Source organism: Herbaspirillum sp. Her2 (assembly GCF_057961375.1).
The window spans coordinates 1,202,781-1,227,469 of record NZ_CM176331.1; the positions used below are offsets into that span (position 1 = coordinate 1,202,781).

Annotated in this window: 17 protein-coding genes; 9 read left to right on the forward strand and 8 right to left on the reverse strand. The window is 64.0% G+C overall.

The features are described from left to right. Window positions 1–23: 23 nt before the first annotated feature. The 3 genes from ACWHXP_RS05480 to wecB form a co-directional block, all read right to left on the reverse strand. Window positions 24–2,192, reverse strand: coding sequence for a glycosyl transferase family protein (locus ACWHXP_RS05480; RefSeq protein ID WP_489634307.1), 2,169 nt, complete (start codon window positions 2,190–2,192; stop codon window positions 24–26). Window positions 2,193–2,201: 9 nt separating this feature from the next. Further along, entirely contained in the window at window positions 2,202–4,502 is a 2,301-nt protein-coding gene (locus ACWHXP_RS05485) for a hypothetical protein (RefSeq protein WP_489634306.1), read from the reverse strand. Window positions 4,503–5,005: 503 nt separating this feature from the next. Next, window positions 5,006–6,166, reverse strand: a complete 1,161-nt coding sequence (gene wecB, locus ACWHXP_RS05490; protein WP_489623120.1) for a non-hydrolyzing UDP-N-acetylglucosamine 2-epimerase — start codon at window positions 6,164–6,166, stop codon at window positions 5,006–5,008. Window positions 6,167–6,830: 664 nt separating this feature from the next. On the opposite strand from wecB, the gene ACWHXP_RS05495 reads away from it, so the two are divergent. The 4 genes from ACWHXP_RS05495 to ACWHXP_RS05510 all read left to right on the forward strand — a co-directional run bounded on the left by ACWHXP_RS05495 (window position 6,831) and on the right by ACWHXP_RS05510 (window position 9,510). Beyond that, window positions 6,831–7,688: a hypothetical protein gene (locus ACWHXP_RS05495; protein ID WP_489634305.1), complete on the forward strand. Its 858-nt coding sequence runs from the start codon at window positions 6,831–6,833 to the stop codon at window positions 7,686–7,688. 140 nt (window positions 7,689–7,828) lie between these two features. Next, the gene (locus ACWHXP_RS05500; protein WP_209581385.1) at window positions 7,829–8,242 is read left to right on the forward strand and encodes a hypothetical protein; all 414 of its coding nucleotides are present in this window, start codon (window positions 7,829–7,831) and stop codon (window positions 8,240–8,242) included. Between the two features lie 147 nt (window positions 8,243–8,389). Continuing rightward, a complete protein-coding gene (locus ACWHXP_RS05505) occupies window positions 8,390–8,770 on the forward strand; it encodes a CidA/LrgA family protein (protein WP_489634304.1) in 381 nt (126 codons plus the stop codon). After that, on the forward strand, window positions 8,770–9,510 hold the full coding sequence (locus ACWHXP_RS05510; protein WP_121041775.1) for an LrgB family protein: 741 nt from the start codon (window positions 8,770–8,772) through the stop codon (window positions 9,508–9,510). Before ACWHXP_RS05505 ends, ACWHXP_RS05510 begins: the two co-directional genes overlap by 1 nt. Before the next feature lie 22 nt (window positions 9,511–9,532). Here the strand turns inward: ACWHXP_RS05510 and ACWHXP_RS05515 are convergent, their stop codons facing one another. The 5 genes from ACWHXP_RS05515 to ACWHXP_RS05535 all read right to left on the reverse strand — a co-directional run bounded on the left by ACWHXP_RS05515 (window position 9,533) and on the right by ACWHXP_RS05535 (window position 14,024). Then, the gene (locus tag ACWHXP_RS05515; protein ID WP_121041773.1) at window positions 9,533–10,450 is read right to left on the reverse strand and encodes a LysR family transcriptional regulator; all 918 of its coding nucleotides are present in this window, start codon (window positions 10,448–10,450) and stop codon (window positions 9,533–9,535) included. A gap of 100 nt (window positions 10,451–10,550) precedes the next feature. Next, complete coding sequence (locus ACWHXP_RS05520; protein ID WP_489623116.1) at window positions 10,551–11,153, reverse strand: ABC-type transport auxiliary lipoprotein family protein; 603 nt, start codon at window positions 11,151–11,153, stop codon at window positions 10,551–10,553. After that, complete coding sequence (locus tag ACWHXP_RS05525; RefSeq protein WP_039785481.1) at window positions 11,150–12,067, reverse strand: MlaD family protein; 918 nt, start codon at window positions 12,065–12,067, stop codon at window positions 11,150–11,152. Before ACWHXP_RS05525 ends, ACWHXP_RS05520 begins: the two co-directional genes overlap by 4 nt. After that, a complete protein-coding gene (locus tag ACWHXP_RS05530; RefSeq protein ID WP_034339621.1) occupies window positions 12,067–12,897 on the reverse strand; it encodes an ABC transporter ATP-binding protein in 831 nt (276 codons plus the stop codon). Before ACWHXP_RS05530 ends, ACWHXP_RS05525 begins: the two co-directional genes overlap by 1 nt. Next, on the reverse strand, window positions 12,891–14,024 hold the full coding sequence (locus tag ACWHXP_RS05535; RefSeq protein ID WP_121041767.1) for an MlaE family ABC transporter permease: 1,134 nt from the start codon (window positions 14,022–14,024) through the stop codon (window positions 12,891–12,893). The genes ACWHXP_RS05530 and ACWHXP_RS05535 overlap by 7 nt, the downstream gene beginning before the upstream one ends. Before the next feature lie 294 nt (window positions 14,025–14,318). On the opposite strand from ACWHXP_RS05535, the gene ACWHXP_RS05540 reads away from it, so the two are divergent. The 5 genes from ACWHXP_RS05540 to ACWHXP_RS05560 all read left to right on the forward strand — a co-directional run bounded on the left by ACWHXP_RS05540 (window position 14,319) and on the right by ACWHXP_RS05560 (window position 24,682). Beyond that, window positions 14,319–15,440 carry a porin gene (locus ACWHXP_RS05540; protein ID WP_489634303.1) on the forward strand — a complete coding sequence of 374 codons (1,122 nt, stop codon included), beginning with the start codon at window positions 14,319–14,321 and terminating at the stop codon, window positions 15,438–15,440. A gap of 578 nt (window positions 15,441–16,018) precedes the next feature. Continuing rightward, window positions 16,019–19,630, forward strand: a complete 3,612-nt coding sequence (locus ACWHXP_RS05545; protein WP_489634302.1) for a calcium-binding protein — start codon at window positions 16,019–16,021, stop codon at window positions 19,628–19,630. 90 nt (window positions 19,631–19,720) lie between these two features. After that, window positions 19,721–21,898: a type I secretion system permease/ATPase gene (locus tag ACWHXP_RS05550; protein ID WP_489634301.1), complete on the forward strand. Its 2,178-nt coding sequence runs from the start codon at window positions 19,721–19,723 to the stop codon at window positions 21,896–21,898. Then, a complete protein-coding gene (locus ACWHXP_RS05555) occupies window positions 21,895–23,238 on the forward strand; it encodes an HlyD family type I secretion periplasmic adaptor subunit (RefSeq protein WP_489634300.1) in 1,344 nt (447 codons plus the stop codon). Before ACWHXP_RS05550 ends, ACWHXP_RS05555 begins: the two co-directional genes overlap by 4 nt. Then, window positions 23,228–24,682, forward strand: a complete 1,455-nt coding sequence (locus tag ACWHXP_RS05560) for a TolC family protein (RefSeq protein ID WP_489634299.1) — start codon at window positions 23,228–23,230, stop codon at window positions 24,680–24,682. The genes ACWHXP_RS05555 and ACWHXP_RS05560 overlap by 11 nt, the downstream gene beginning before the upstream one ends. The last annotated feature ends 7 nt before the right edge of the window (window positions 24,683–24,689 follow it).

Sequence of the window (24,689 nt, forward strand, 5' to 3'; positions counted from 1 at the left end):
TGTTTTGGTGATGAGGGCGGGGCTCAGGCAGGCTGGCCGCCTTGTGCCAGCCAGTCGCGCTGACGCCGTACCGCCTCTTCGATGGCCTCGCGCGAGATCACGGCTTCATTGACCAGGTAGTCGCCGATACGGCCATGCAGGTCGGGACGATAGCGCTGCATGGCCGCATCGAAGATCGGGCGCGACAGCAGGCCGCTGGCGATCAGCAGGTCGCCCAGCAGCGGGACGCGTGCTTCGGTGCGGGCCGGGTCGAAGGCATTGTCCTGCCCGCGCAGCAGGCGCAAGCCGGCAGCGATCTCGGACTCGCGCGCCACCATGGCGAAGGGGGCGCGGCCCAGGACCGCTTCCAGCTCGGCCCGAGCGGCATCGGTCAGCGCACTGGCCACGGCCACCCGCGCCATGCCCTGGTCGGGCCGGCCTTCCTTGCCGGGGCCGAGGTAGAGCGTGCGCAGGCGGGCGCAGATTTCCACCGGCAGTTCGCCCGCATGGCGTTGCACGCGTTCCCGCGTGAGGCTCACGCGCGGCAGGCCTTCTTGATAGGCCAGTGCTTCGGCCAGGGTTTCTTCATCCAGCCAGCCATGGCTGACCATGACGGTCCCCAGCGGCAATTGCGTGCGGCGCTGTTCCTCCAGTGCCATCGACAGCGTGGCCTCGTCGACTGCCTGCCAGGTCCGCAGCAGGTCACCCAGGCGCAGGCGCACGCGGCTGGCGATGCCATCCGTGGGGAAGTCGTGCATGGTCTTGTCCCAGGCCAGTGCGCGGCCCGCGAACAGGTACAGCAGGAACAGCCGCCACGCGCGCGCCACGGCCATGAAGTTGACGAAGTTGGCCACCACCATGCGCGGCAGGGCCATCAGGCCGTGACGCCAGCCGTACAGCTCGGTGGTGAAATAGAAACGGTGCACGGCGCGATTGAGCATCGCCAACGCATTGAGCGTGAGCACGGTGCGCCACCAGCCGTCACCGGCCAGCAGGGGAGGGTAGAACACATCCCACCACTGGAAGGTGGTGGCCGCCGAAAACAGGATGAACTGCAAGGCCAGCACATAGCCCAGCATGCTGACGAAGGCCGTGACGACGCCCTTGCGGTCATGCAGCAGCAGATAGCGTGCCGCCAGCGAGCCGCGCCACTCCATCTGCTCCCAGCTCTGCAGGCCGATGCCGATGACCCAGCGTGCCTTCTGGCGATAGGCCTGTGTGAAGGTGTCGGGGAAATATTCGCGCACCGCCAGCGGCATTTCCAGCGTGCTCTCGGCCACCTGCTCGCGCTTGCCGAAGAACCAGGGTTTGCGGCGTACCTTGAACTTCACGGGGAAGCGCGCAAAGATGGTCTGCATGCCCATCTGCGAGAGCTTGGTGCCGACCTCGTAGTCTTCCGTCAGGCTGGACACGTTGAAGGGCTCCCCATCGGAGGCCTGCATCAGGCCATGCAGCGCCTTGCGCGAGAAGCAGGTGCCGACCCCCGCCGAGGGCACCAGTCCGGCCACGCTTTCGCGCACCATCATGTCCTTGGCATGGCTTTCGGCGAATTCGTCCATGTAGGTACCGGCCACCAGTTCAAACCATTCGCGCTCCAGCGAGGCGACCGGCAGCTGGATCATGTCCTTGCGTGGCAGCAGGTAGTTGAAGAATTTCAGCTCCATCGGATGCAGCACGTCTTCGCTGTCGTGCAGGACCACACCGGCGAACTGCATGCCCAGTCCGGCTTCGCTGGCAAAGATGGTCTTGACCACCCAGTTCAGGCAATCGGCCTTGCAGGTCGGACCGGCATGCGGCACTTCCACCCGGTGCAGCTGCTTGTAGCGCACCCGCATGCGCTCCACTTCGTCGATGGTCTCGCGGTCGTTGACGTAGGTGCCGACGAAGATGTGATAGCGCCTGTAGTCCAGCACGGCCACCATGTCCTCGATCATCTGCGCGATGACGTCCGCTTCCATCCAGGCCGGCACCATGATGGCAATGGGCTGCTCATCGCGCTGCCGCAACTGTTCCACCGTCAATGGCGTGCGTACGCGCTCGATGGTGAATCGGCGCCACAGGCGGCGTGACCAGTACCAGAGGTCGAAGAACAGGTCGTCCAGCGCCGACAGCAGGATCAGCAGGGCCACCACGGCCGCCGCAATTTCCAGCGCCGCGTAGTAGTTGGCGAACAGGAAGTTGAGCTGGGCCGTGGCATTGGCTGTGGTGAACATGCGCCGTCCTCAGTCCTGGCCGGCGTCGCGCGGCGTCGCCTGGGCTTGCTTGCGCTGGGCTTCCTGCTCGGCCATGCGACGGCGGCGCGTGCGGCTGGCCAGGATCAGCAGGAGAATGAACAGGCCGATGATGGTCAGCGGCACCACCCACCACAGGATGTCCGGAATGGTCAGCGAGGGGGAGTCCTGCACCGCATCGCGGCCACTGGCGTCATTGGTGTCGATCTCCGCCAGCAGGCCGGTCGAGGACACGGCTGCCACATTGCCGGACGACAGCGCAAACGGTTTGGCCACCAGCGGCCGTTCCTTGCCGACGCTGTGCCAGACCACGCCTTGCTGGCCGTTGGTCTTGGCGACCTCCAGGATGCCGAGGCGGTCGAAGCCGGTGACGTCGAGCATGGGCTTGGCGCTGCTGTCATTCATCACCAGCGTATTGCCCTTGACCTGCACGATGCCCTGGGCATCCTTGAAGGGCAGGTCAAACGCCAGGAAGCTGCCCGAAGGAGCGGCCTCCTTGCCGTCGTCCACCACGGTCATTTGGGTGCGGTCGGCGGGCAGGCCGGCGCTGGAGGCGACCATGATGACGCGCTGCAGGCTGGCCGGCACGTCGTCCAGATAGCTGTGCGGCACCAGCAACTGCGCACCGGCGGCGAAGCGGCGGACCATGCCGGTGAAGTTGGCTTCGTCCTGGGCCTTGTCCAGTTTCAGGTGGCTGGATCCCAGCACTGCCACCGGGAAGGCCTGGGGCGTTTCACGGCAGTTGTCGCTGGAGGGCTGGCGCACGAAGGACACGCGCAGCTGGTTCTGTGCAGCCAGCGCACCCGGCGGGATGCGCGCGATGATGCGCTCGCGCTGGCCGTCGGCCTGCAGGCTGCGCGCTCCCAGCAGCACATCGTTGAGGAACACCGAGGCCACCGGCGGCGTGCGCGTGGCACCCGGCGCGGCCGAGACATCCAGTACCAGTTCGGACGGCAGGCGGCCGTCGCTGGCGACTTCGGCGATATCGAAGGACGCACTCCAGTCGGCGCGGCTGAGCACATCGATGCTACCCGGCGCACCGCCCAGGTTTTTCAGCAGGATGAAGTCTTCACCCGTCACCGGCTTGTGCGCCGTGCGCGCCACCAGCGAGGCGGCACCGCTGATGTTGCGCCAGTAGCGGTCGAACATCTGTGCAAAGGCGGGGCCGGACTGCGCACCCGCCAGGATCACCGGATGGCCGAAGGCTGACGACAGCCGCAGTTCACCTGCCTGCAGGCTGGCGGACTGCGGCTGCACGCGGGCGCGCCAGGCGCTGAAGGCCGGCATGGCTTCGGGCGCGCTGGCCTGCACCTGCTGCTGCAGGGCGTTCATGGCGCTGTCGATACCGGAGAGCAGCGCTGCATCGGCCACCACGATGTCGGCCCGCACCTGGTTGCGACCCAGGGCCAGCAAGGCGCCGACTTCGGCGGGATCCTTCAGGGCATGTTGGCCGCTGCCCTTGAGCGCGGCAAACGCGGCAATGCCGCGCAGCCCATCGGGTACGTTGAGGCGGCTCAGGTCGATCACGTCACCCACGCGCGGCAGCACCGTCACCGTACTGTGCTTGCCCGCGCGTTCCAGCGCCACACCGATGCGCCAGGCGCTGTCGTAGCTCTGTGCATCCAGCTGGCGTCCCGCCACCATGATGGAGGTCAGGGCCGGCAGCGCCCCCCAGGCGGTGCGCAGGTCGCCGATGGCGCGGCTGTCGTAGCGGTAGCTGAAGGAGGAATCGGGATTCACCTGCAGCACGTTGCCGGGCGTACGCGGGTCGGCGCATTGCGACAGGCCGGAGAGCATGGTGGTCCAGTTCACGCCCATGCGCACGAATCCATTGGCGCGAGGCGCGCCGTCGATGCCCAGCGCCAGGCTGGCATCGCCCTGATCGGCCGTCATCGCACGCGCCGCGACCGGATAGGTATCGATGGCCACGACCATGGTGGTGCGGCCGCCGTCGGCGCGCAGATACTTTGCGTCCAGTTTCAGATTGGCATCCGCCAGCGGCACATTGGACGGCACCGGCAGATAGAGTTCGCGGCTGCTGTCATTGGACGCCAGCACCAGCGGCGAGGTAATGCCCAGTGAGGCCAGGGTCTCGCGGCGCTCGATCCAGGTGTCGTCAGTCAAGGTGCGGAAAGCGTCAGCGGCGGCGTTGTTGCCTGTGGGGGCGGCCAGCAGGACCGGCGAAAAGCCGGCGGCAAGCACGGCGACGGCCAGCGTCATGAACATCGGCGTTCCCGCGGCCAAGCGCAGGCGGCGCGCAGCCGCTGGCTGGGGGTGGTGGCGTGCAATCATCAGATTCCTGTCGCAAGAGGGACCATCGGTCCGCGTAGTCCGGACCTTGTGGCGTTTCGTTGAATTGTTTGTTGTTCGGTTGCGTGGCTCGGTTGCGTGCGGTAGGAGCGGAGGGAGGTCAATTTGGTTGCATGTTCGATATCACTCTTTACACCTTGCAGCACGCGGACACTTTCCTTGTGTCCATTTTTCCGTGATTTTTTGCTTGAAATGGCGAGGCAGAAAAACTAAGTATTCAGGGCGATTGCCGTCTGGCATCGCCCGGAGGGGCGCATGGGAAAAGGGGCGCTGCTGGCTGATTTCGCCTGAGGAGAAAAGGCGGGGTAACGCAACACTGACAAGGATGTTTGTGAGAATTCCCTACATCAGGGGACGTAAAAAATATTTTATATTGTTTGATTTCACTCGGTTCTGGCCGGGAAAACTTTCCATAAAAAACTAAGTAAACGGGGCGACGACACAAATCGCAACGTCTCGCCGCCCATGGCTTGCGAATGGATGAGTCAGGCGGAGAAGGGCTGGAAGTTGCGTCCGAGAATGGCATCGACGATGCGGGCACAGGCCTGTCCGTCGCCATAGGGATTTTGTTTGCGTGCGAAGCTGCGCCAGAGCCGGTCTTCGCTCAGCAGGGTGGCCACGGTATCGATGATGCGGCCGGTATCGGTGCCGACCAGTTGCACGGTGCCTGCGGCCACGGCCTCGGGGCGTTCGGTGACGTCGCGCATGACCAGAACTGGCTTGCCCAATGCCGGCGCTTCTTCCTGGACGCCGCCGGAATCGGTGAGGATCACGTGGGTGCGCTGCATCAGCCGCACGAACTGCAGATAGTCCAGCGGCTCGATCAGATGCAGGTGAGGCAGGCCGGACAGCTCCTGCATGACGGGGCCGCGCACGTTGGGATTGAGGTGCACCGGGTAGACGATCTGCAGGTCATCGCGTTGCGCCAACTGGGCCAGTGCGCGGCAGATCTGCAGGAATCCGGTACCGAAGTTCTCGCGCCGGTGGCCGGTGACCAGCAGCAGGCGGCGTTCGGGCAGCAGCGATGGCAGGGCGGCATCGAGCTGGGCGCGAAGCCCGGCATCGGCATCGATGCGGGCCACTGTCATCTGCAGGGCATCGATGACGGTGTTGCCGGTGACCACGATTTTTCCCTGCAGGTTTTCTGCTTCGAGGTTGCGGCGCGACTGCGCGGTGGGGGCGAACATCAGGTCGCTGACCACGTCGATGGTGCGCCGGTTCATCTCTTCCGGCCAGGGCTGGTGCATGTCATGGGTGCGCAGGCCGGCCTCCACGTGGCCGACCGGGATGCGCCGGTGAAAGGCCGCCATGGCCGCCACCATGGCGGTGGTGGTATCGCCGTGGACCAGCACGCGGTCGGGCCGGGTCTGCTCCAGCAGCTGGTCGATGCCGGCGAAGAGGCGCGCGGAGAGGCCGTTGAGCGTCTGGTCCGGCACCATCACATCGAGGCTGTGATCGGCCTCGATGGCGAACAGCTCCAGTACCTGCGCCAGCATCTGCTTGTGCTGGCCGGTGGCGCAGACGATGGAGTCGATGGCGGGCTCGGCATCGAGGGCCTTGACCAGCGGTGCCATCTTGATGGCTTCGGGGCGGGTACCGAAAATCGACAGTACCCGCAGAGGGCGGCTGGGCGTGGCGTGGTCCATGATGCTCCAGTAAAGGCTGCGTGAGCGCGCCTGTATCAAATCGTGATGGAGGTCCTCGCTGGCGACGCGCCATGTTTGAATTGTTGTTGGCGTCAGCGCCGCGCAGGGGCTGCGGCAAGCTGCGGAGTTGCGACGGGCAGCCTGCGAGCTGAGACAAGGTTGCCCTGGATTTGGTTCGTTGCAGAGGCAAGCTTTTGCCAACCCGCTTGTTACGGTCCAGAGGAAGACTTTCATTCCACGCGCTGATCTGGATCCGAATCGGTTCGGCAGATTGCAGAAAGTCTTTAGCCCCATTGACCGCCGGTGATCTCGGGAAATTTCGTGGCTTTTGATGCCGCACAAGATATGTTCGACATCGCGATAGAAATCGGACGATTCCAATTTCGAATAAATCGCAGGAAATTTCTTTAGTTCGGATTTGGCCGCGAAAAGGCTTCCCTCAATCTGGGTAAATCAACGAGTATCGCAAGCTTGGCGGTGTGGCAGAGCTGTCGGAATAAATCCTCGAATACGTCGATTTTCTGATTACTTGAAAGACTATTTGCTCATCCAGTGAATTCAATATTTCCCTTGGGGTGCTCCAGATGAATCTCTGCAAGGCGTTTCCTGCTTTGGTGTATGAGAAACCATCTTTCAAACGATGAATAAAACGCGGATATATCTGGTGCTTGTCGTTCTGTCGATGCTGCTGTTGGCGGTTGTGCAGTTGGTGCAGTTCGCCAAGCGCTGGACTCAGCCTGTGGTAGAGGAAAGTGCGCCAGCGCATTTGACGACGCCATTCCCTTATGTGGAAGGGCACCTGAGCGGAGTGCAAGTACGGGTGCCGGCAAACTTCATGAGAGGTGGTCGGCCGTATATGGTGCAGTACGAGGACGATAGTCCTTGGGCACCGAAGGAAAGTGAGGGGCCAGAAAAGCCGCGTACGTTGGCATCGCCCATCATCAGTTTGACTTTTCATGTTCGGTTGCCTGATGTCGAACCGCTGACGGAAGCAAATTTCAAAAGCTGGAAGTTTGATCTGCGGGATCGCATGTCGGATAAGAGTGAATGGATTGATTTTTCGTATGAAGGTAATACGGAGTTGTTGTATGACTGGGGCGGCGAGGGCATGTTGAACAGGCACGCAGTCAACCGAAAATACATCGTTGGCCGGGGAATTCAATTTCAGAAGCAGGAACATGAGGTTTACGGGCTCACGATGGAGAAGACGTATCCGGTCGACGAAACGCAATATGACCCCAACAACTATCACTATTATTCTCGGCGAATTGATTCTCGGATCGTTACTTTCATTGTTTGCCGGGCAGGGAAGCCACCGGTGCCAACTGGAAGATTTTTTTGTCAACACTATTTTTCCATGTGGCCGGATGCATTGATAGAGGGGGATATCAGTTATTCGCCATCCAAGCTTAAAGATTGGGAAAGTCTGGAGCAGGAAGCTAGGCGTTTACTTCTTCGCTTCGTGGTCGGATGTTCAGAGACGGCTCCGGCTTGTCCAATGTCACGCAAGATAAATAATTAACTCAAAAGATCATGCCGCAGCCTATAAACTCAGCGCAGATAGCGCGACTAAAGGATTTGGTTTCCATAGGGAAGACCAGTGAGGTCTACACTTGGTTGGCCGGAAAGGGGTATCTATATCCCTTACTGGCTCGCGGCGTCGTGAATAGCGATACCTTGTCAGGTGTTGCTGCGTTGACCTTTATGGATAAGCAGGCAGCAAAGCAGGAGCGTGCTCTTTCGTCTGAGCAGGAAGGTCGCATTAAGCAGCATATGGCCAATGCATATCTTGACTTGTTGGCAGACAAGGCAAAAACAGCCGGTATGGTCAATGCTGAGATAAGTTACAAAGAAGCGTGGAAATTCCATAATTTCGTCTTTGAAAAGAATGGTTTGCTACCCTCAACATGGACTCTCGATACCCCACTTTCGATCATCGAAAAAAGTGGCGGCCCAGCCGCTGCCCAAAAATATTGGGAAAGCCTGTTGAAGCGGGGCCAAGATCCCGTGGCCGGGACAATAGTTGGCCCCAATGTCTCCAAGCGCCGCCAAGGTCATCAGGTGGGAACCGCTTGAGGCGGCTACAGACCAATAGTTGTCTGATCTTTGTTGAGCAGGATTGTCGATCGGTGGGATGGCGAAGACCTCGGACTTTGCCGCAAGGGCAAGATTTGCAGTCGAGCTTTTATAATGATCTCGCCTCCATACTCTCAGCGAGTCATCATGAACCTCACCCCCCTCGCCATCCTCCTGATCTTCCAATGCCTGGGCGAAGGCACCGCGCAATTGCTGGGCCTGCCCATTCCCGGTCCGGTGATCGGTATGCTGCTGTTGCTGATCGCCTTTCTCTCTTCTTCACGCCTGGCGCAGCTGATGGAGCCGACCTCATGGGGCATCCTGCAGCACCTGTCGCTGCTGTTCGTGCCGGCCGGCGTCGGCGTGATTGCCGCTGCCGGCCAGCTCAAAGGCGATCTGCCGGCCATCGCGGTGGCGCTGGTGGTGAGCACGGTCCTGGCCATCGGCGTCGGCGCGCTGGTGACCAATGCGGCGATGAAGCGCTTCTCTGCGGCTCGCCAGCCGGATCACGATGAGGAGCCGCACTGATGCACGGCCTGGCCCGTCTGACCGATGTCTGGGTCTACCTGGCGGCCTCGCCGCTGCTGGGGCTGACGACCACGCTGGTGGCCTATCTCGTGGCACTGTGGATCTACCGGCGGCTGGGTTACCACCCGCTGGCCAATCCCGTGCTGATCGCCATCGTCATCGTGGTCAGCATCCTGGGCATCACGCATACGCCCTACAAGACATATTTCGAAGGCGCGCAATTCGTGCATTTCATGCTCGGACCGGCCACGGTTGCGCTGGCCATGCCGCTCTACAAGCAGTGGCACAATTTCCGCCGCGCAGTGCTGCCGCTGATGCTGGGGCTGGCCGCTGGTTCCGTGACGGCCGTGGTCTCGGCGGTCGGGATCGCCTACGCCATGGGGGCCTCGCGCGACATCGTCATTTCCATGGCACCCAAGTCGGCCACCACGCCGATTGCCATGGCCATCTCGGAACGTTTCGGCGGCCTGCCGTCGCTGACCGCCGTGCTGGTGATCTGCACCGGCATCCTGGGCGCGGTCCTGGCACGCTACGTCCTCAACTTCCTGCGCATCGAGAGCCATCCGGTACGCGGCTTCGCGCTGGGCGTGGCCTCGCATGGCATCGGTACCGCGCGCGCTTTGCAGGTCAGTGCGGAGATGGGGGCCTTTGCCGGATTGGGCATGGGACTCAATGGCGTCTTCACCGCCGTGCTGGTGCCGGTGCTCATGCCGCTGTTCCTGCGCTGGACCGGAAATTGAGAATGAACTAAATAATTTAAATTTAAGTTACTTGCTTCGGGCACCATGGCGGTACCTTGAACTGCTCCACCAGAAAATCACGCATGCGCTGCACCTTGGGCGGCAGATGCGTGCGGGTCGGGTAGAGCGTATGCACCACCAGCTGCTCGCCGGTGCTCCAGCCTTCAAACAATTCCACCAGTTCACCGGACTGGATTGCCGCGTTGACGATGAAGTCCGGCTGGATCGCGATTCCTTGGCCGGCCATGGCCATGGCACGGCAGGTAGCGCCATTGTTGACGTAGACGGTGGAGCGCACGCGCACCGTGCAGGTGTCGCCGTGCTCATGCTTGAAATGCCACTCATCGCCGCCGTTGCGGTAGCTGTAGGAGATGAAGGGATAGTCGCGCAGTTCCGCCGGACTCACCGGCGTACCGTGCCGCTGCAGGAAGGCCGGCGAGGCGCAGGCAATCATGCGCACCGGTGCCAGCGGCCGCGCCACCATGCGGCTGTCACCGAGGGTACTGATGCGGATGGCCATGTCGAAACCTTCCTCAAGCAGGTCGATGGTGCGGTCAGACAAGGTGATGTTGAGCGTGATCAGCGGATTTTGCTCGGTGAACTTGCCCCATAGCGGAGCCAGTTGCTCCACGCCGAAATCCTGCGGAGCGCCGATGCGCAGCCGTCCGCAGGCCTGGTCGGAATTGAGCCCGACTTCGCTCTCCACATCCTGGATGGATTCCAGCAATTCCTTGCAGCGCGAGAAGTAGACGCGGCCCTCATCGGTCAGCGAGAGTCGCCGCGTGGTGCGGTGGAGCAGGCGGATGCCGAGGAACTGTTCCAGCTCCGAAACCTGCCGCGAGACCGCCGGTTTGGACTGGCCGGTCACCTCCACGGCGGCCACGAAGCTGCCGCTCTCGACCACGGCGACAAAGGTTTCCATCGCTTGCAACTTGTCCATGGCTGCCTTCCGATCCGCAAGAAAAATACCGGTCAGATTGCCACAGCAGCGTGCGCCTGCCCATGCTACGTTCGGATAATGGCGCGTCCGGAAAATTCGTTCATCGCACCGTGGCGGCCCACGCCACCACTTCGCCCGCCAACCGCGCCGAGGCGCTGCCAAAGGCGCTGACCACCTCCGGCACCTTGCTGCCGGCCACCGCTTCCACCACCGCAAAGCGCCGCGCCGCCAGTTGCTGGCGCGTGGCGGTGTCGACCAGTCGCGCGTCATAGACGATCACCACGCTGGGCGCGCCGTTGCGATATTCCGTCTGGAAGGCGTTGAGTGCGCCATCGAGTTCGACCTCGGCCGCGATGTTGGCATTGTCGCCGGACAGGCGCGGGAAACGTCCGTCGGCCTGGAAGGCATCCAGCAGGCGGTCGCGCAGCAACTGCGGTGCCGGATCACTCCAGCGCACGCCGGCATAGGACTTGACCACGTCGCCTTCAGGCAGCACCAGGATGCGTTCGCTGTCGATGCTGCGACTGGCCGCCGGAGTGGCGATGCGCAGCGCGCGATAGGGCGTGCCGGTGCTCGCCGCATGGGTCGAAGCCAGTGGCGGCAGGCGATAGACCGCCAGCGGATCGGACTTGGGAAGAATCGAACACGCGGTCAGGGCCAGGCTGGCGGTCACCAGGGCGGTGCGCAGGAGCGGGGTCATCATGGTTGGAATTCCTGAAGATTGTCTTGGCCCAGCAGGTAGGCACCGGGATTGCTTTCCAGCTTGCGGCTGATGGCCCGCACCGAGGCCAGGGTACTGCGCAGTTCGGTAATGGCCGGCCCGATCTCCGCCACGCCCTGGGCACCGTTGTTGAGGGCGGCCTGGTTCTGCTGGATCAGCTTTTCGATCTGCTGGCTGCTGGCCGCCAGCGAACGCATGGCTTGCTGCAGGTTGCCCATGGCGTCATTGCCGCGTGTGGCCAGCAACTGGTTGGCCGACTGCATGGCCAGATTGGCCTGGCGCGCCGCTGCCGCCAGTTCCTGCATGGCGGTGCCGACGTTGCCGCGCTGGTTGGCCAGGGTATCGGTCAGCTGTTCCAGGTGCGCCAGGGTCTGGTTCAGGCGGCGGGCGTTTTCCGGCGCCAGGAACTGTTTGGCGTTGAGCAGCACTTCATTGACGTTGGAGAGCAGGTCCTCGCCGTTGGAGAGCAGCGCCGACAGCGGCGAGGGCGAGGCGATGATGATCGGGTCATTGCCATCCTTGGACTCCAGCCGAGGACTCTCGGGCGAGCCATTGGTCAGCTGGATCAGTGCGGTGCCGGTGATGCCGGCCAGGGCCAGCTTGGCGCCGGTGTCTTCCTTGATGGGCGCCTTGCCGGTCACACGGATGCGGGCGCGCACCTTGCGCGGGTCGGCCGGGTCCAGGCTCAGGCCGACCACGTCGCCCACCTTGATGCCACTGTACTGCACGGGGCTGCCGCGCGAGAGCCCGCTGACCGCCTCGTTGAAGATGACCGTGTAGTAGTCGACGTCGCGGTCCTGGCCGACCTTGGTCAGCCACAGGCAGAACACCAGTGCCGCCAGGGCGACCAGGATGGTGAAGAGTCCGATGAGGACGTGATGGGCACGCGTTTCCATTAGGCGTTTCCTTGATGCGTTGGGGTGGCCGAAGCACGCAGTGCGGCCTGGCTGGCGGCCCGTCCGCGCGGGCCCTGGAAGTATTGCCGTATCCACGGATCATCGAAGGCCGCCACGGCCTCGATGCGGTCGGCCACCAGCACGCGCTTGGCCGAGAGCACGGCAACACGGTCGCAGATGGCATAAAGGGTGTCCAGGTCATGGGTGACCAGGAACACGGTCAGACCCAGCGCATCGCGCAGGGTCAGGATCAGGCGGTCGAAGGCGGCGGCGCTGATGGGGTCGAGGCCGGCGGTCGGTTCGTCCAGGAACAGGATGTCCGGATCCAGCGCCAGCGCTCGGGCCAGCGCGGCGCGCTTGATCATGCCGCCCGAGAGTTCTGCCGGAGTTTTGTCACCGGCGGCAATGGGCAGACCGGCCAGCGCCAGCTTCATCGCCGAGACCCCACGCGCCTCATCGGCATCGAGTCCGCCGTATTCGGTCAGGGGCAGGGCGATGTTTTCCAGCACGGTCAGCGAAGAGAACAATGCGCCCTGCTGGAACAGCACGCCGAAGCGACGCTCATACTGCGAACGAGCTTCGGTGGACAGTGCAGACAGATCCTGTCCGAACACTTTCACCTGTCCGGCCGCAGGACGTTGCAAGCCGACGATACTGCGCAGCAGGACCGATTTGCCGGTACCGGAACCGCCCACTACGCCCAGGATTTCACCGCGCCGCACCTGCAGGTCCAGCTGGTCATGGACCACTTGCGGTCCGAACTGGTTGCGCAGACCGCGCACGTCGATGATCGCTTCGACGGCCTGATCGTCGTGCGCCGGGGTCACCATCCCATCTCCATGAAGAACAGGGCCGCCAGTGCATCCAGCAAAATCACCACGAAGATCGACTGCACCACGCTGGAGGTGGTGTGCTGGCCCACCGACTGGGCGCTGCCGCTGACCTTGAAGCCTTCGTTGCAACCGATGATGGCAATCACGAAGGCAAACAGCGGTGCCTTGACCATGCCCAGCACGAAGTGGCGGATGCCCACATCCTGCTGCAGCAGCGAGAGGAACATGGTCGGGCTGATGTCCAGCGACAGCGCACACACCATGGCCCCGCCGAAGAGGCCCGACATCATGGCGATGAAGGTGAGCAGGGGCATGGAGATCAGCAGCGCGATGATGCGCGGCAGGACCAGCAGGTTGATCGGGTCCAGTCCAAGGGCGCGGATGGCATCGATTTCCTCGTTGGCCTTCATTGAGCCGATCTGCGCCGTAAAGGAACTGGCGGTGCGCCCGGCCATCAGGATGGCCGTCAGCAGCACCGCGAATTCGCGCAGGAAGGAGAAGGCCACCAGGTCCACCGTATAAAGGCTGGCGCCGAAATCGGCCAGCACGGTCGCCCCCAGGAAGGCGACCACGGCACCCACCATGAAGGTCAGCAGGGAGACGATGGGGACCGCGTCCAGCCCGGTCTGTTCCACCTGGGCCACTACGCCCGTAAAGCGCCAGCGCGAAGGACGCCAGAACGAGGCCGCCAAGGTCTGCAGGCACAGTCCGGCAAAACCCAGCAGGCCGCGCGAACAGGCGCGCAGGTTGAGGGTGGCCACGCCGGCCCGTTCCAGCATGTCGGTAATCCAGGCCTGCGGCGGCGGGGCGGCCTTGGGCATGGCGATCGCCTTGGCCTCGGCAACTGCGGCCAGCAGGCCGCGCCAGGCGCGCGGCAGATTGCTGTCCTCGCCGGTCTGGCGCAAGGCTGCGGGCACGCCCAGCAGATCCACCAGCAGCTTGGCGCCCACGGTGTCAAAGGCGGTCAGTGCAGAAAACGTCAGCACCAGCTGATCGTCTACCGCCGGCCGCTGCTGTGCGATCTGGTGCGACAGCGCGCGGTAGTTGCGCAAGGTCCAGTCGCCTTCCACGTGCAGCACAGGCGGGCTGGACGGTTCGAGGCGGAAGGTGGCGGCGTTGTTCAAATCAGGTCAGGCCAGCGAGGGCAAGGTTGGAAGAGGGCAGTGTACCGAACTTGCGCGCCACTGCGCAAAAAGCGTCAGCGGGCCGCCGCAAGTATGGCATGGGCACCAGCTTCGCGCCAGCCGCAATGACCCGCGCGGGCACTATCCCAAGAGGTAATTGCTGCGGGGGGGAAGGGGCTCCTACCATGTGCATTCCCTGGACCCGGCCAGTGCCATTCTCCTCCCTCCACCCGGCAGAAAGCACCCGGGATGATTTGACGTTTTCTGCACCATGCCGCGTGCGGCACGCTTCTCATGAAAAAACTCGTCTTCACTCTTTCCGCCCTGGGGCTGCTCAACGCCAGCCAATGTGCCCATGCCCAGACTTCCGGCGTCACCGTCTATGGCGTCATCGACATGAGCCTGGTCTATGCCAGCAAGGTCGGTGTCGGCAACAACAGCCGCGTCAGTGTCGACTCCGGTGACGCCATGGCTTCGCGCATCGGCTTTCGCGGCCGCGAGGAACTGGGCGGCGGACTGGCGGCCATCTTCCAGCTGGAAAACGGATTCTCCGCTGACGACGGTGCCATGGCCACGCCGGGCAGCCTGTTCGACCGCAAGTCGGTGGTCGGCCTGAGTGGCCTTATCGGTACGCTGACCATTGGCCGCCAGACCGACTATCTGGAAGAGATCGGCCTGCAATACAGTTCCTTCCAGATCTTCGGTGGTGGCGGTGTGCGTGCCGGTCACTTCAACAGCCTCGATCGCCTGACCGGGGCGCGGACCAGCAATTCGCTGCGTTTCGATACGGCCGACATCGATGGCTTTACCGGCAGCCTGTTCTACGGCTTCGGCGAGGTCGCCGGCAAGACGCCGGCGGGACAAGCCTTCGGCGTCGGGGCCAACTATCGGCGGGGCAATGCGGGCATCGGTGCCGCTTACTACCAAAGCAAGCTGGCGGCGGATACGCCGCCGTCCAGTGCCGGTGATACCGACCTCAAGACCTTCACCCTGGGGGCCAGCTATCAGGCCGGTCCGGCCAAGCTGTTCGCAGCCTGGTCACAGGTGCGCCGCCCGACCCAGCAGCCGCTGGCGGCGAGCGGACTGGTGGCCATCACCAGCGCTACCCGCGCCAATGTGTTCGACGTCGGCGTGGATTACGCAATGAATGCCAGGCTGCACCTGCTGGGCAGCGTCATCCATGATCGTGCCGATCTGTCCCGTGCCAGCGGTGGTGCTACGCGCGGACACACCACGCAGCTCAATGTCGGCATCGACTATTTCTTCAGCAAGCGCACCGATCTCTATGCCATGGCCAGCCGCCAGTCGGCCAGCGACGTGCTCAATCCCGGCGTCATCAGCGCGGCCTATTCGTCGGCACCGGCGGACGACAGCAGCCAGAATGTCCTGCGTATCGGGCTGCGGCACAAGTTCTGAGAGCGCCGAAAAACATGGCCGATGATGGCTGAAACGGCACAACAGCCTCCGCAGTGCGGGGGCTGTTGTGCTTTTGAGCGGTCGCGGCGATATGTCTCAAAAATGAAAATATGCTCGCTTCGTTTTGTACCTAGGTGAAGTTTCGTGCGAGCCGTCCATGGACAGAAATCTTCATATCGTTTCCGCTTGATCTATTTGATCGGCGCTGCATGTCGCATGGGGTGGCGCTTTGCGCGCTGCGGCGCGGAAAAAACTTTCATTTGGCCTGCAAGCCGCATGGGGCGGGGACCGCCATTTTCAGCGGCATGGCGGCCCTTTGGTGCGATTTACGGGGAAGCTGTGCCGGGGTTGAATTGCCACGGGGCAAAACTGTTTTGTCTTTCAGCAAAAGTGGCCGGGTTGACACCATGTGTCGTCCGCCGACGGAAGCTGCCCTGGGGAGGGCAAGCTTGCAGTGACAACAGAGCAGCGGCATGTCGCCGCGCCGGTCGCTGCGCACCCCGGACCACGAAGGGAGGAAAGACGGACGTTTTGCCCCGCCTCCACGCATCGGCTGCACTCCGTTCAGGGAAAACAACATGAAAACAATAAACGAACACCGCAAGGATATCCTGCCTGTCATCACGCTGGTGACGCCCGAGAAGCTGCTGGCGCACCTGTCCGGCAAGACGCGGGCGGCAGCGCCAGCGGTCCGCGTTGCAGCTGGCGGCACGCCTGTGCCGAAGAAGGCGGAAGCCGTGGCGATGAGCCCGGCCGAGTTTGCCGTCAGGGGCTCGGACAACGCCGGCCTGCCATCGCGCAGCTTGCTGTGGGAGGCATCTTCCACGACGAGCACGGGCAGCACTTCCGCGCCGCTTGCTGCGAGCAAGGCTGCGGGCAGGAGCCCTGGCCCGATGCCTGGCGAGTCCAGACCGCTGCCGCCGCCGCCTTCATCTCTTGCGTCGGTGGAGGTCACTGAGGCTGCAGTGGCGCATGGGCTGCCCGAGAAGACGGCGCTCACAGCGGGTGCGATCTCTGTCGCATCTACCCAGACGGCCGGCGGCACGGCTGCCGGGATGGCCGGCGCACCGGCCGCCACCGCCGCTGCCACGGCCACTTCCACGCCATCCCTTGCGGCGCTGGTGGCGCTGTCGCCGGCAGCCCCTGCGCCCAGGAGCGTGCGGCCCCCGGCCATGTCCCCTGCGGTGCTGGCACCCGCCTGTCCGGTCGCGCCGGCCCCGGTGTCGGTGCAGACGGGTCAGCCGGTTCCGGTGTATGTGCCGGTTCTGTTGGATGGCCAGGTGATGCTCTGTCCCATCGATCTCTACTGCCCCGTGCTGATGCCGCTGGCGAGCTTGCCCGCAACCGTCACACGTGACGGAACGACAGCACCCGCCAGCGCATCGGCCTCAACGTCTGCCGCCGCGTCCGCACCGGAGGATTCTTCCAATGCGCCCGCCGTTTATCGCAAGGCGGGCCGCTTCGATCCGGGCAGCTTCCTGCCGCAGCAGGCCTTCACCGAAGGCCACGTGAGCGAGGCCGATTCCAGGAATGAGGTGAGCGATCGCAGCTGGCGCATTCTCGATGCGCGTCTGCAAGGCGTGACTGCGGCTCAGCTCGCAGCGTTGGACGGCAACCGGGATGGAGAACTCAGTGGCGCGGAATTTTCCGGCCTCATGGCCTGGTCCGATGCCAACCAGGACGGCATCGGCCAGCCCGGCGAGATCAGCGCGCTGGCCGATGCCCTGCAGCGAGTGCAACGCGATGCACTGCGGGCCACTGATTACGGCATCTTCACTGCCGGCAATGCGCGCTTGCAGGCCAGTGCGCCCGAGGAGAATCCGCCAGTCCCGCCCAGCAACTACCGCACCCTGCGCGACAACGACAACAGCATGTCTTTGCCCGGCGGCGGGGTGATCAATTTCCGGGTCAACCAGTTCAAGATCGTCAGCAGTGCGCCGGGTACTCTCATCGGCACCGATGGTGCCGACCTGCTCAGCGCCGGCAACAACGGACTGGACTACGCGCTGGGCATCGATCCGGCACGGCTGACCACCCTGCTGGCCGGTGACGGCGACGACAAGGTCTTTGGCCGCAACGGGGCCGACATCCTCTGGGCAGGCAATGGCAACGACAGCGTCAACGGCTTCGGCGGCAATGATCGGATCTATGGCGAAGACGGCGATGACCAGCTTTCCGGCGGCGAAGGTGACGATCTCATCGATGGCGGTGCGGGCAATGACAGCATGTTCGGAGGCTGGGGCAATGACCGGCTGTATGGAGGCGATGGCGATGACACCCTCATGGGCAACGATATCGGCAGCGCGTCCCTGTTCGGATTGACGGTCCTTCCCTCGGACGACGATGTGATCTTCGGCGGAGCGGGCAATGACAGCCTGATGGGCAATGCGGGCAACGACCAGCTCCGGGGCGGCACCGGCAACGACAAGCTCTATGGCGGCGACGGCAATGACCAGCTCCATGGCGAAGAAGGTAACGACCAGCTGACCGGGGGCAATGGTGACGACATCCTCTACGGCGGTGACGGCAATGATTACCTGGTTGGCAGCGACATCCGCGCCAACTGGCTGGAACCATTGCCGGCCAGCGTGGTGGGCAATGACAAACTCCATGGCGGCGGCGGCGACGATACCCTCATCACCGCCGGAGGCGATGACTATCTCGATGGCGGGGCCGGCAACGATCACATGGAAGGCGGCAGCGGCAACGATACCTACGTCGTCAGCAGTCCCGGCGATGTGGTGCTGGAGCGCGACAACGGCGGCTACGATACGGTGCTGGCCGGCAGCAGCTATGCGCTGACCGAGTTCGTGGAAGAACTGCATCTGCTCGACGGTGGCAACTACAACGCCGGTGGCAATGGCCTGGACAACCTCATCGTGGGCAACAGCCAGGACAACGTCATCGACGGCGCTACTGGTGCCGATACCATGATCGGGGGCAAGGGCAATGACCGCTATTTCATCGACAACCCCGGCGACAAGGTGGTGGAACAGGCTGGCGAGGGCATCGATACCGTCTACTCCCGCATCAGCACTACCCTCGGCGAGAACGTCGAGAATCTGGTGCTGCTGGATGCGGGCACACCGCAGCGCGCCAGCATGGACGGCAAGCCCGTGCTGGTCTATGGCGCGCCGCATGACTACCACCTCGACTACGACCAGGGCGGCGATATCGCGGGTTACGACGGCACCTGTGGCGAGGCCAGCATCGCCAACCTGCTGACCATCGCCGGACAGTCCGTCAGCGAGCCCGATGTAGTACGCCGCGCGATCCAGATGGGCTGGTGCACGCCCAAGAATGCCAGCGGCATGGGTGGCGGGACGAATGTTTACGAACGCAGCAAGATTCTGGACAGCTATCACATGGCCCACCAGATGTTCACCAGCTATGAGGAGCAGAAGCTGCTGGATGCCCTGCAGGCAGGCCGAGGTGCCATCATCGGCGTGTGCTCGTCACGGCTGTGGGGGCATGGCGACAACGGCAGCCCGGTACGCAGCGATCACGTGATCACGCTGACCGGCATGGTTTGCGATGAGGCCACGGGTGTTGCGCAAGGCGTCTACATCACCGATTCCGGCCAGGGCAATGCCAGCGACATGTGCCGTTTCCTGACCATGGAGCAGCTGCGTTACGCGGCCAATGTCGACGGCGCGAATGCGCTCATCACGGTGGCACCGATCAAGATGACCGACGCCAGCCTCAACGGCAGCGGCAATGCGCTGGACAACCAGCTGGTCGGCAATCGCGGCAACAACATCCTCACCGGCGGCCGTGGCGACGATACGCTGGCAGGCCAGGCCGGCAACGACACCTACGTCTTCAGCCGCGGGGATGGCCAGGACCTGGTGGCCGACAACGATGCCACCAAGGGCAACCTGGATACGCTGCAGTTCACCGACATCAGGCAGACCAGCCTGTGGTTCCGGCACGTGGGCAATGACTTGCAGATCGACGTCCTGGGCGGACAGGACCAGATCACCGTCAAGGACTGGTACGTCGGCGGTGCAAGCGGCAGCGACCACCACATCGAGCGCATCAGGACCGCCGAGGGTTACACCCTCTACGACAGCGATGTGGAAAAACTGGTGCAAGCCATGGCCAGCTTCGCACCGCCGGCGGCGACCCAGACCGAGTGGCGCAGCGGCGATTCCAGTGCGGACCAGGTGCTGTTGACCGTGACCCACTGAGCCCGGACCCACGGTCTTTCAAGGCGGCCTGCAGCAGGGCAGCGGCCGCCCTTGACCCACCCTCCTCGAAGCAACCCTCTCGGAAATCCTATGAACCAGACGGACCACGACCCCGGCCAGGCGGGGACGGACAGCGGCTTGCTGTGCCTGATCATGCTGGCCAAGCTGCACGGCATCGCAGCCGATGCCCGGCAATTGCAGCACCGATTCGGCCGCCAGCCCTTCAACGTGCAGACCATCCTGCTGGGCGCGCGCGCACTGGGCATGAAGGCGCGCGCCATCCGCCAGCAAGCGGCCAGGCTGGAGCGCACGCCGGTACCAGCCATTTGCGTCGATCACGCCGGACACTTCTTCGTGCTGGCCAAGATCGACGCCGCGCCGCAGGAGGCAGCGGGCGCGCCACTGCGCATCCTGATCCAGCGGCCGGGCCAAGCACCGCAGGTGCTCACGCGCAGCGAATTCATGGCGCTCTGGGCCGGTCAGGTGATCCTCATGACCAGCCAGGCCAGCTATGCGGGCGAGTCCTCGCGCTTCGATTTCACCTGGTTCATCCCGGCCGTGGTCAAGTATCGCAAGGTGCTGGCCGAGGTGCTGCTGATCTCGCTGGTGCTGCAGATCATCGGCCTGGTGACGCCCCTGTTCTTCCAAGTGGTGATGGACAAGGTGCTGGTCAACCACGCCATGATGACGCTCAACGTGATTGCGGTCGGCCTGATCGCCGCCACCATTTTCGAAGCCCTGTTGACCGGGATTCGTACCGCCATCTTCGCCAAGGCCAGCAGCAAGATCGACGTGGAACTGGGCGCGCGCCTGTTCGCCCATCTGCTGAGCCTGCCGCTGGCCTACTTCCAGGTACGCCGCGCGGGTGACTCGATTGCCCGCGTGCGCGAGCTGGAAAACATCCGCAGCTTCCTCACCGGCAATGCCATGACGCTGGTGCTGGACCTGATGTTCTCCTTCATCTTCCTGGCGGTGATGCTCTGGTACAGCGTGCCGCTGACGCTGATCGTGCTGGCTTCCATCCCGGTCTACCTGCTGTTGTCCCTGATCTTCACACCGGTGCTGCGCGCACGCCTGAACGACAAGTTCAACAAGAGCGCCGAGAACCAGTCCTTCCTGGTGGAGACCCTGACCGGCATGGACACCGTCAAGGCCCTGGCCGTGGAGCCGCACTGGCAACGCAAGTGGGACCAGCAGCTGGCCGGTTATGTCGCCGCCGGTCTCACCACCACCAATATCAGTCTTGTAGCCAATGGCGGCGTGAACCTGGTGAGCAAGCTGGTCAGCGTGGGCATCATGTGGATGGGCGCGCTGCAGGTGGTGGACAACACCCTGACCGTGGGCGAGCTGGTGGCCTTCAACATGCTGGCCGGGCAGGTGGCGGCGCCCATCTTGCGGCTGGCACAGCTGTGGAACGACTTCCAGCAGATCGGCATTTCCATGAGCCGGCTGGCCGATGTGCTCGATGCGCGCAGCGAGGTGGCGGGCCAGCGCACCCGCCTGCCGCGCGTGACCGGTGCGATTGCGTTTGAGCGCGTGAGTTTTCGCTATCGCCCCGAGACGCCGGAGGTCATTCGCGGGCTGACGCTGCAGATACAGCCGGGCGAGGTGATCGGCATCGTCGGCCGCTCCGGGTCCGGCAAGAGCACGCTGGCCAAGCTGGTGCAGCGGCTCTACGTCTGCGAGAGCGGACGCGTGACCGTCGATGGGCAGGACATCGCCATCATCGACACCGCCTCGCTGCGCCAGCAGATCGGCGTGGTGCTGCAGGAGAACACGCTGTTCTCGCGCTCCATCCGCGACAACATCGCCCTGGTCGATTCTTCCGCGCCGATCGAGCAGGTGATCGCCGCCGCCAAGCTGGCCGGAGCGCATGACTTCATCTGCGAACTGCCCGAGGGCTATGACACGCTGGTCGGCGAGCAGGGCAGCGGACTGTCCGGCGGACAGCGCCAGCGCATCGCCATTGCGCGCGCACTCATCAGCAATCCCGGCATCCTCATCTTTGACGAGGCCACCAGCGCGCTGGACTACGAATCCGAAAAAATCATCCAGGACAACATGCGCCAGATCTGTGCCGGGCGCACTGTGCTCATCATCGCGCACCGCCTGTCGGCCGTGCGCGATGCCGACCGCATCGTGGTCATGGAGCGCGGCAGCGTCGTCGAGAGCGGCAGCCATGAGGAATTGCTCATGCTGCCCGACGGCATCTATGCGCATCTGTGTGCGCTGCAGGCCGGCAAGCCATTGCAAGGGGAGACACCATGAGTCTGCATCATCGTTCCCGGGCCTGGCTGGCGCTGTGGCAGCGCTATGGGCGCGTACTGCGGCATGCCTGGCGCCAGCGCGATCCGCGCAAAAGCGGCTTCTACAACGAGCAGGAAGCCGAGTTCCTGCCGGCCGCGCTGTCGCTGCAGGAATCGCCCGATTCGGCCAGCCTGCGCTGGACTGCGCGGCTGCTGATGGCGATGGTCTTGCTCACGCTGCTGTGGTCGCTGGTGGGCCACATCGACATCGTGGTCAACGCTACCGGCAAGGTCATTCCCTCGGCCCGGATCAAGACCATCGCGTCCATCGAGGTGGCCAGCGTGCGCGACATCCTGGTCAGGGAAGGACAGCGCGTGCGGGTCGGCCAGATCCTCATGGAACTGGATGCCACCAGCAGTGATGCCGAACGCGACAAGGCCGCCGATGCCGTGGCCCAGGCGCGGTTGCAGGTGGCGCGCGCGGCGGCCATGATGCAGGCGGTGCAGGAGCTGCAGGCGCCGCAGCTGACGGAGGTTGGCGGCGCAGGCCGTGCGCAGCGGGAGTCGGCCGAGCGCCAGTTGCAGGGGCAGTACCAGGACTTCCGGGCGCGGCTGGCCCGGATCGATGACGAGATCACGCGCTATGCAGCGGCCTTGCAGTTGGCCAGCGCGCGAGCCGCTGATTACAAGGAGCTGATGGCCGACAACACTGTCTCGCGTCATGCATGGCTGGAGAAGGAGCAAGCGAGGGTGGATCTGCAAGGCCAGTTGAGCGAGGCCCGCAACCAGCGCACCGCGCTGCTGGCGCAGACGCAGAAGGAAGCCCACGACAGCCGCATCGAGGCCGAAAAGATCATCGAGTCCGCGCAGCAGGACCAGCGCCGCGCCGAAGAGCGCAGCCGCCTGCTCACGCTCATGGCCCCCGTCAGCGGCACCGTACAGCAACTGGCCGTGCATACCGTGGGCGGTGTGGTGGCGGCGGCCCAGCCCCTGATGCAGATCGTGCCGGAGGAGGGCGACATCGAGATCGAGGCCTGGCTGGAGAACAAGGACGTCGGCTTCGTGCGCATCGGGCAGGAGGTCGAGGTCAAGATCGATGCCTTCGACTACACCAAGTACGGTACCGTCCCGGCGCGTGTGGTGCATGTCTCGCGCGATGCCATTCAGGATGAGAAGAAGGGCCTGGTCTATTCCGCGCGTATCCTGCTTGCCCGCAACAGCTTGAATGTCGATGGTCGCAGTTTGCCGCTGTCGGCCGGGCTGGCCGTCAATGTGGGTATCCGGACCGGCAGCCGGCGCGTGATCGAGTATGTGCTGTCGCCGTTGATGCGGCATCAGAAGGAGGCTTTGCATGAGCGTTGATGACTCTTTGCGACCGCGCCATGCGGTAACGGCCCTGATCCTGATGGTCTCGCTGCTTGCGGCACCGGCTGGTGCGGCCCCGCCTGCGCGCTTCGATCCCTTGCTGGCACGCCCGCCCGAACTGGACAAGGGAAAAATACTGCCCGGCGACGACCGGGCAACGGGCTGCGCAACCAGCCCCTTCACGCCGGGCAAGGTGCTCACGCTGGTCGATGCGGTGGACCTGGCGCTGTGCCATCAGCCCCAGGTACAAGCCTCATGGGCCGCGATCAAGCTGCAGTCGTCGCAACTGGGCGAGGCGCGTGCAGCCTACCTGCCCACCCTCGGGGCGGGTGTCGGCCAGTACCGCGAGAGCGCCACGTCGGACCAGGGCAGCAGCAAGCGCTCGATCGGCACGCTGTATGCGACGCTGACCTGGCGCCTGCTCGACTTCGGCGGGCGCAGTGCCAACCAGCGCGCGGCCGATGTGCTGCTGCAGGCGGCCTCGGCCAGCCAGGACGCCACCCTGCAGAAAGCCATGGGCAATGCCGTCAGCCTGTATTACGACGCCCACAGCGCGCGCGCCGCACAGCAGTCGCGCGAGCGCAGCCTGGCGCTGGCACGCCAGATCCTGGAGGCCGCCATCAAGCGCGAGCAGCGCGGCGTGGGTGCCCTGCCTGAGACCTTGCAGGCACGCACCTTCGTGGCCAGGGCCGAGCTGGAACTGGCGCGCGCCATCGGCCAGTACAAGCGCAGCGTGGTGATGCTGGCCGTGGGGCTGGGTTTGCTGGACGAGGCGGGCGACGTACCGGTCATCACGTTGTCCTCGGAGACGGAGGAGGATCCGCTCGGGCTGGAGCAGAACCTGCCGGGCTGGCTGCAATCGGCCCGGCAGTATCACCCGGCGATCCTGGCTGCACGCGGGCAGGTGGAGGCCGCCCGCGAGAAGGTGAGAGTCGCCGTGGCCGACGGCCTGCCGACGCTGGACATGACGGCCAGCCGTTACATCAACGGCCGTCCGAACCAGCCCGGCAGTCGCGGCGATCGCGATACGGTGGTCGGACTGAACCTGACCATCCCGATCTTCGATGGCTTTGCCAACGGCTACAAGGTCGATGGCGCGCAGGCCCAACTGGAGATGCGCGAGGCCGAGCTGCGTGAAGTACAGGCGCAGGTGCTGGGCGACATCGCCACTACCTATGCAGAGGCGACCACCGCCTTGCGCAGCATGGCCTCTGCACGCGGCCTGCTGGAAGCGGCGCAGCGCTCGGTAGAGTCGGTGCGGCGCAAGTACGACACGGGTGCGGCCGATATCGTGGAGATGCTCAACGCCCAGACGGCCCTGGCCGATGCCGAATTGGAACGCATCCGTGCGCTGGGAGAGTGGCGCTCGGCGCGATTGCGCCTGCTGGCCAATGCCGGCGAGATGGGGCGGGTCAGCTTCACCAAGGCCGCACGCCGGTGAGCGCGCG

Bases quoted from the DNA above. Each gene is read 5' to 3' on its own strand.
- ACWHXP_RS05540 (WP_489634303.1), top strand. From the start codon at position 14,319: ATGAAAAAACTCGTCTTCACTCTTTCCGCCCTGGGGCTGCTCAACGCC.
- ACWHXP_RS05480 (WP_489634307.1), bottom strand. From the start codon at position 2,192: ATGTTCACCACAGCCAATGCCACGGCCCAGCTCAACTTCCTGTTCGCC.
- ACWHXP_RS05545 (WP_489634302.1), top strand. From the start codon at position 16,019: ATGAAAACAATAAACGAACACCGCAAGGATATCCTGCCTGTCATCACG.
- ACWHXP_RS05485 (WP_489634306.1), bottom strand. From the start codon at position 4,502: ATGATTGCACGCCACCACCCCCAGCCAGCGGCTGCGCGCCGCCTGCGC.
- ACWHXP_RS05505 (WP_489634304.1), top strand. From the start codon at position 8,390: ATGAACCTCACCCCCCTCGCCATCCTCCTGATCTTCCAATGCCTGGGC.
- wecB (WP_489623120.1), bottom strand. From the start codon at position 6,166: ATGGACCACGCCACGCCCAGCCGCCCTCTGCGGGTACTGTCGATTTTC.
- ACWHXP_RS05550 (WP_489634301.1), top strand. From the start codon at position 19,721: ATGAACCAGACGGACCACGACCCCGGCCAGGCGGGGACGGACAGCGGC.
- ACWHXP_RS05515 (WP_121041773.1), bottom strand. From the start codon at position 10,450: ATGGACAAGTTGCAAGCGATGGAAACCTTTGTCGCCGTGGTCGAGAGC.
- ACWHXP_RS05530 (WP_034339621.1), bottom strand. From the start codon at position 12,897: ATGGTGACCCCGGCGCACGACGATCAGGCCGTCGAAGCGATCATCGAC.
- ACWHXP_RS05555 (WP_489634300.1), top strand. From the start codon at position 21,895: ATGAGTCTGCATCATCGTTCCCGGGCCTGGCTGGCGCTGTGGCAGCGC.
- ACWHXP_RS05520 (WP_489623116.1), bottom strand. From the start codon at position 11,153: ATGATGACCCCGCTCCTGCGCACCGCCCTGGTGACCGCCAGCCTGGCC.
- ACWHXP_RS05510 (WP_121041775.1), top strand. From the start codon at position 8,770: ATGCACGGCCTGGCCCGTCTGACCGATGTCTGGGTCTACCTGGCGGCC.
- ACWHXP_RS05560 (WP_489634299.1), top strand. From the start codon at position 23,228: ATGAGCGTTGATGACTCTTTGCGACCGCGCCATGCGGTAACGGCCCTG.
- ACWHXP_RS05525 (WP_039785481.1), bottom strand. From the start codon at position 12,067: ATGGAAACGCGTGCCCATCACGTCCTCATCGGACTCTTCACCATCCTG.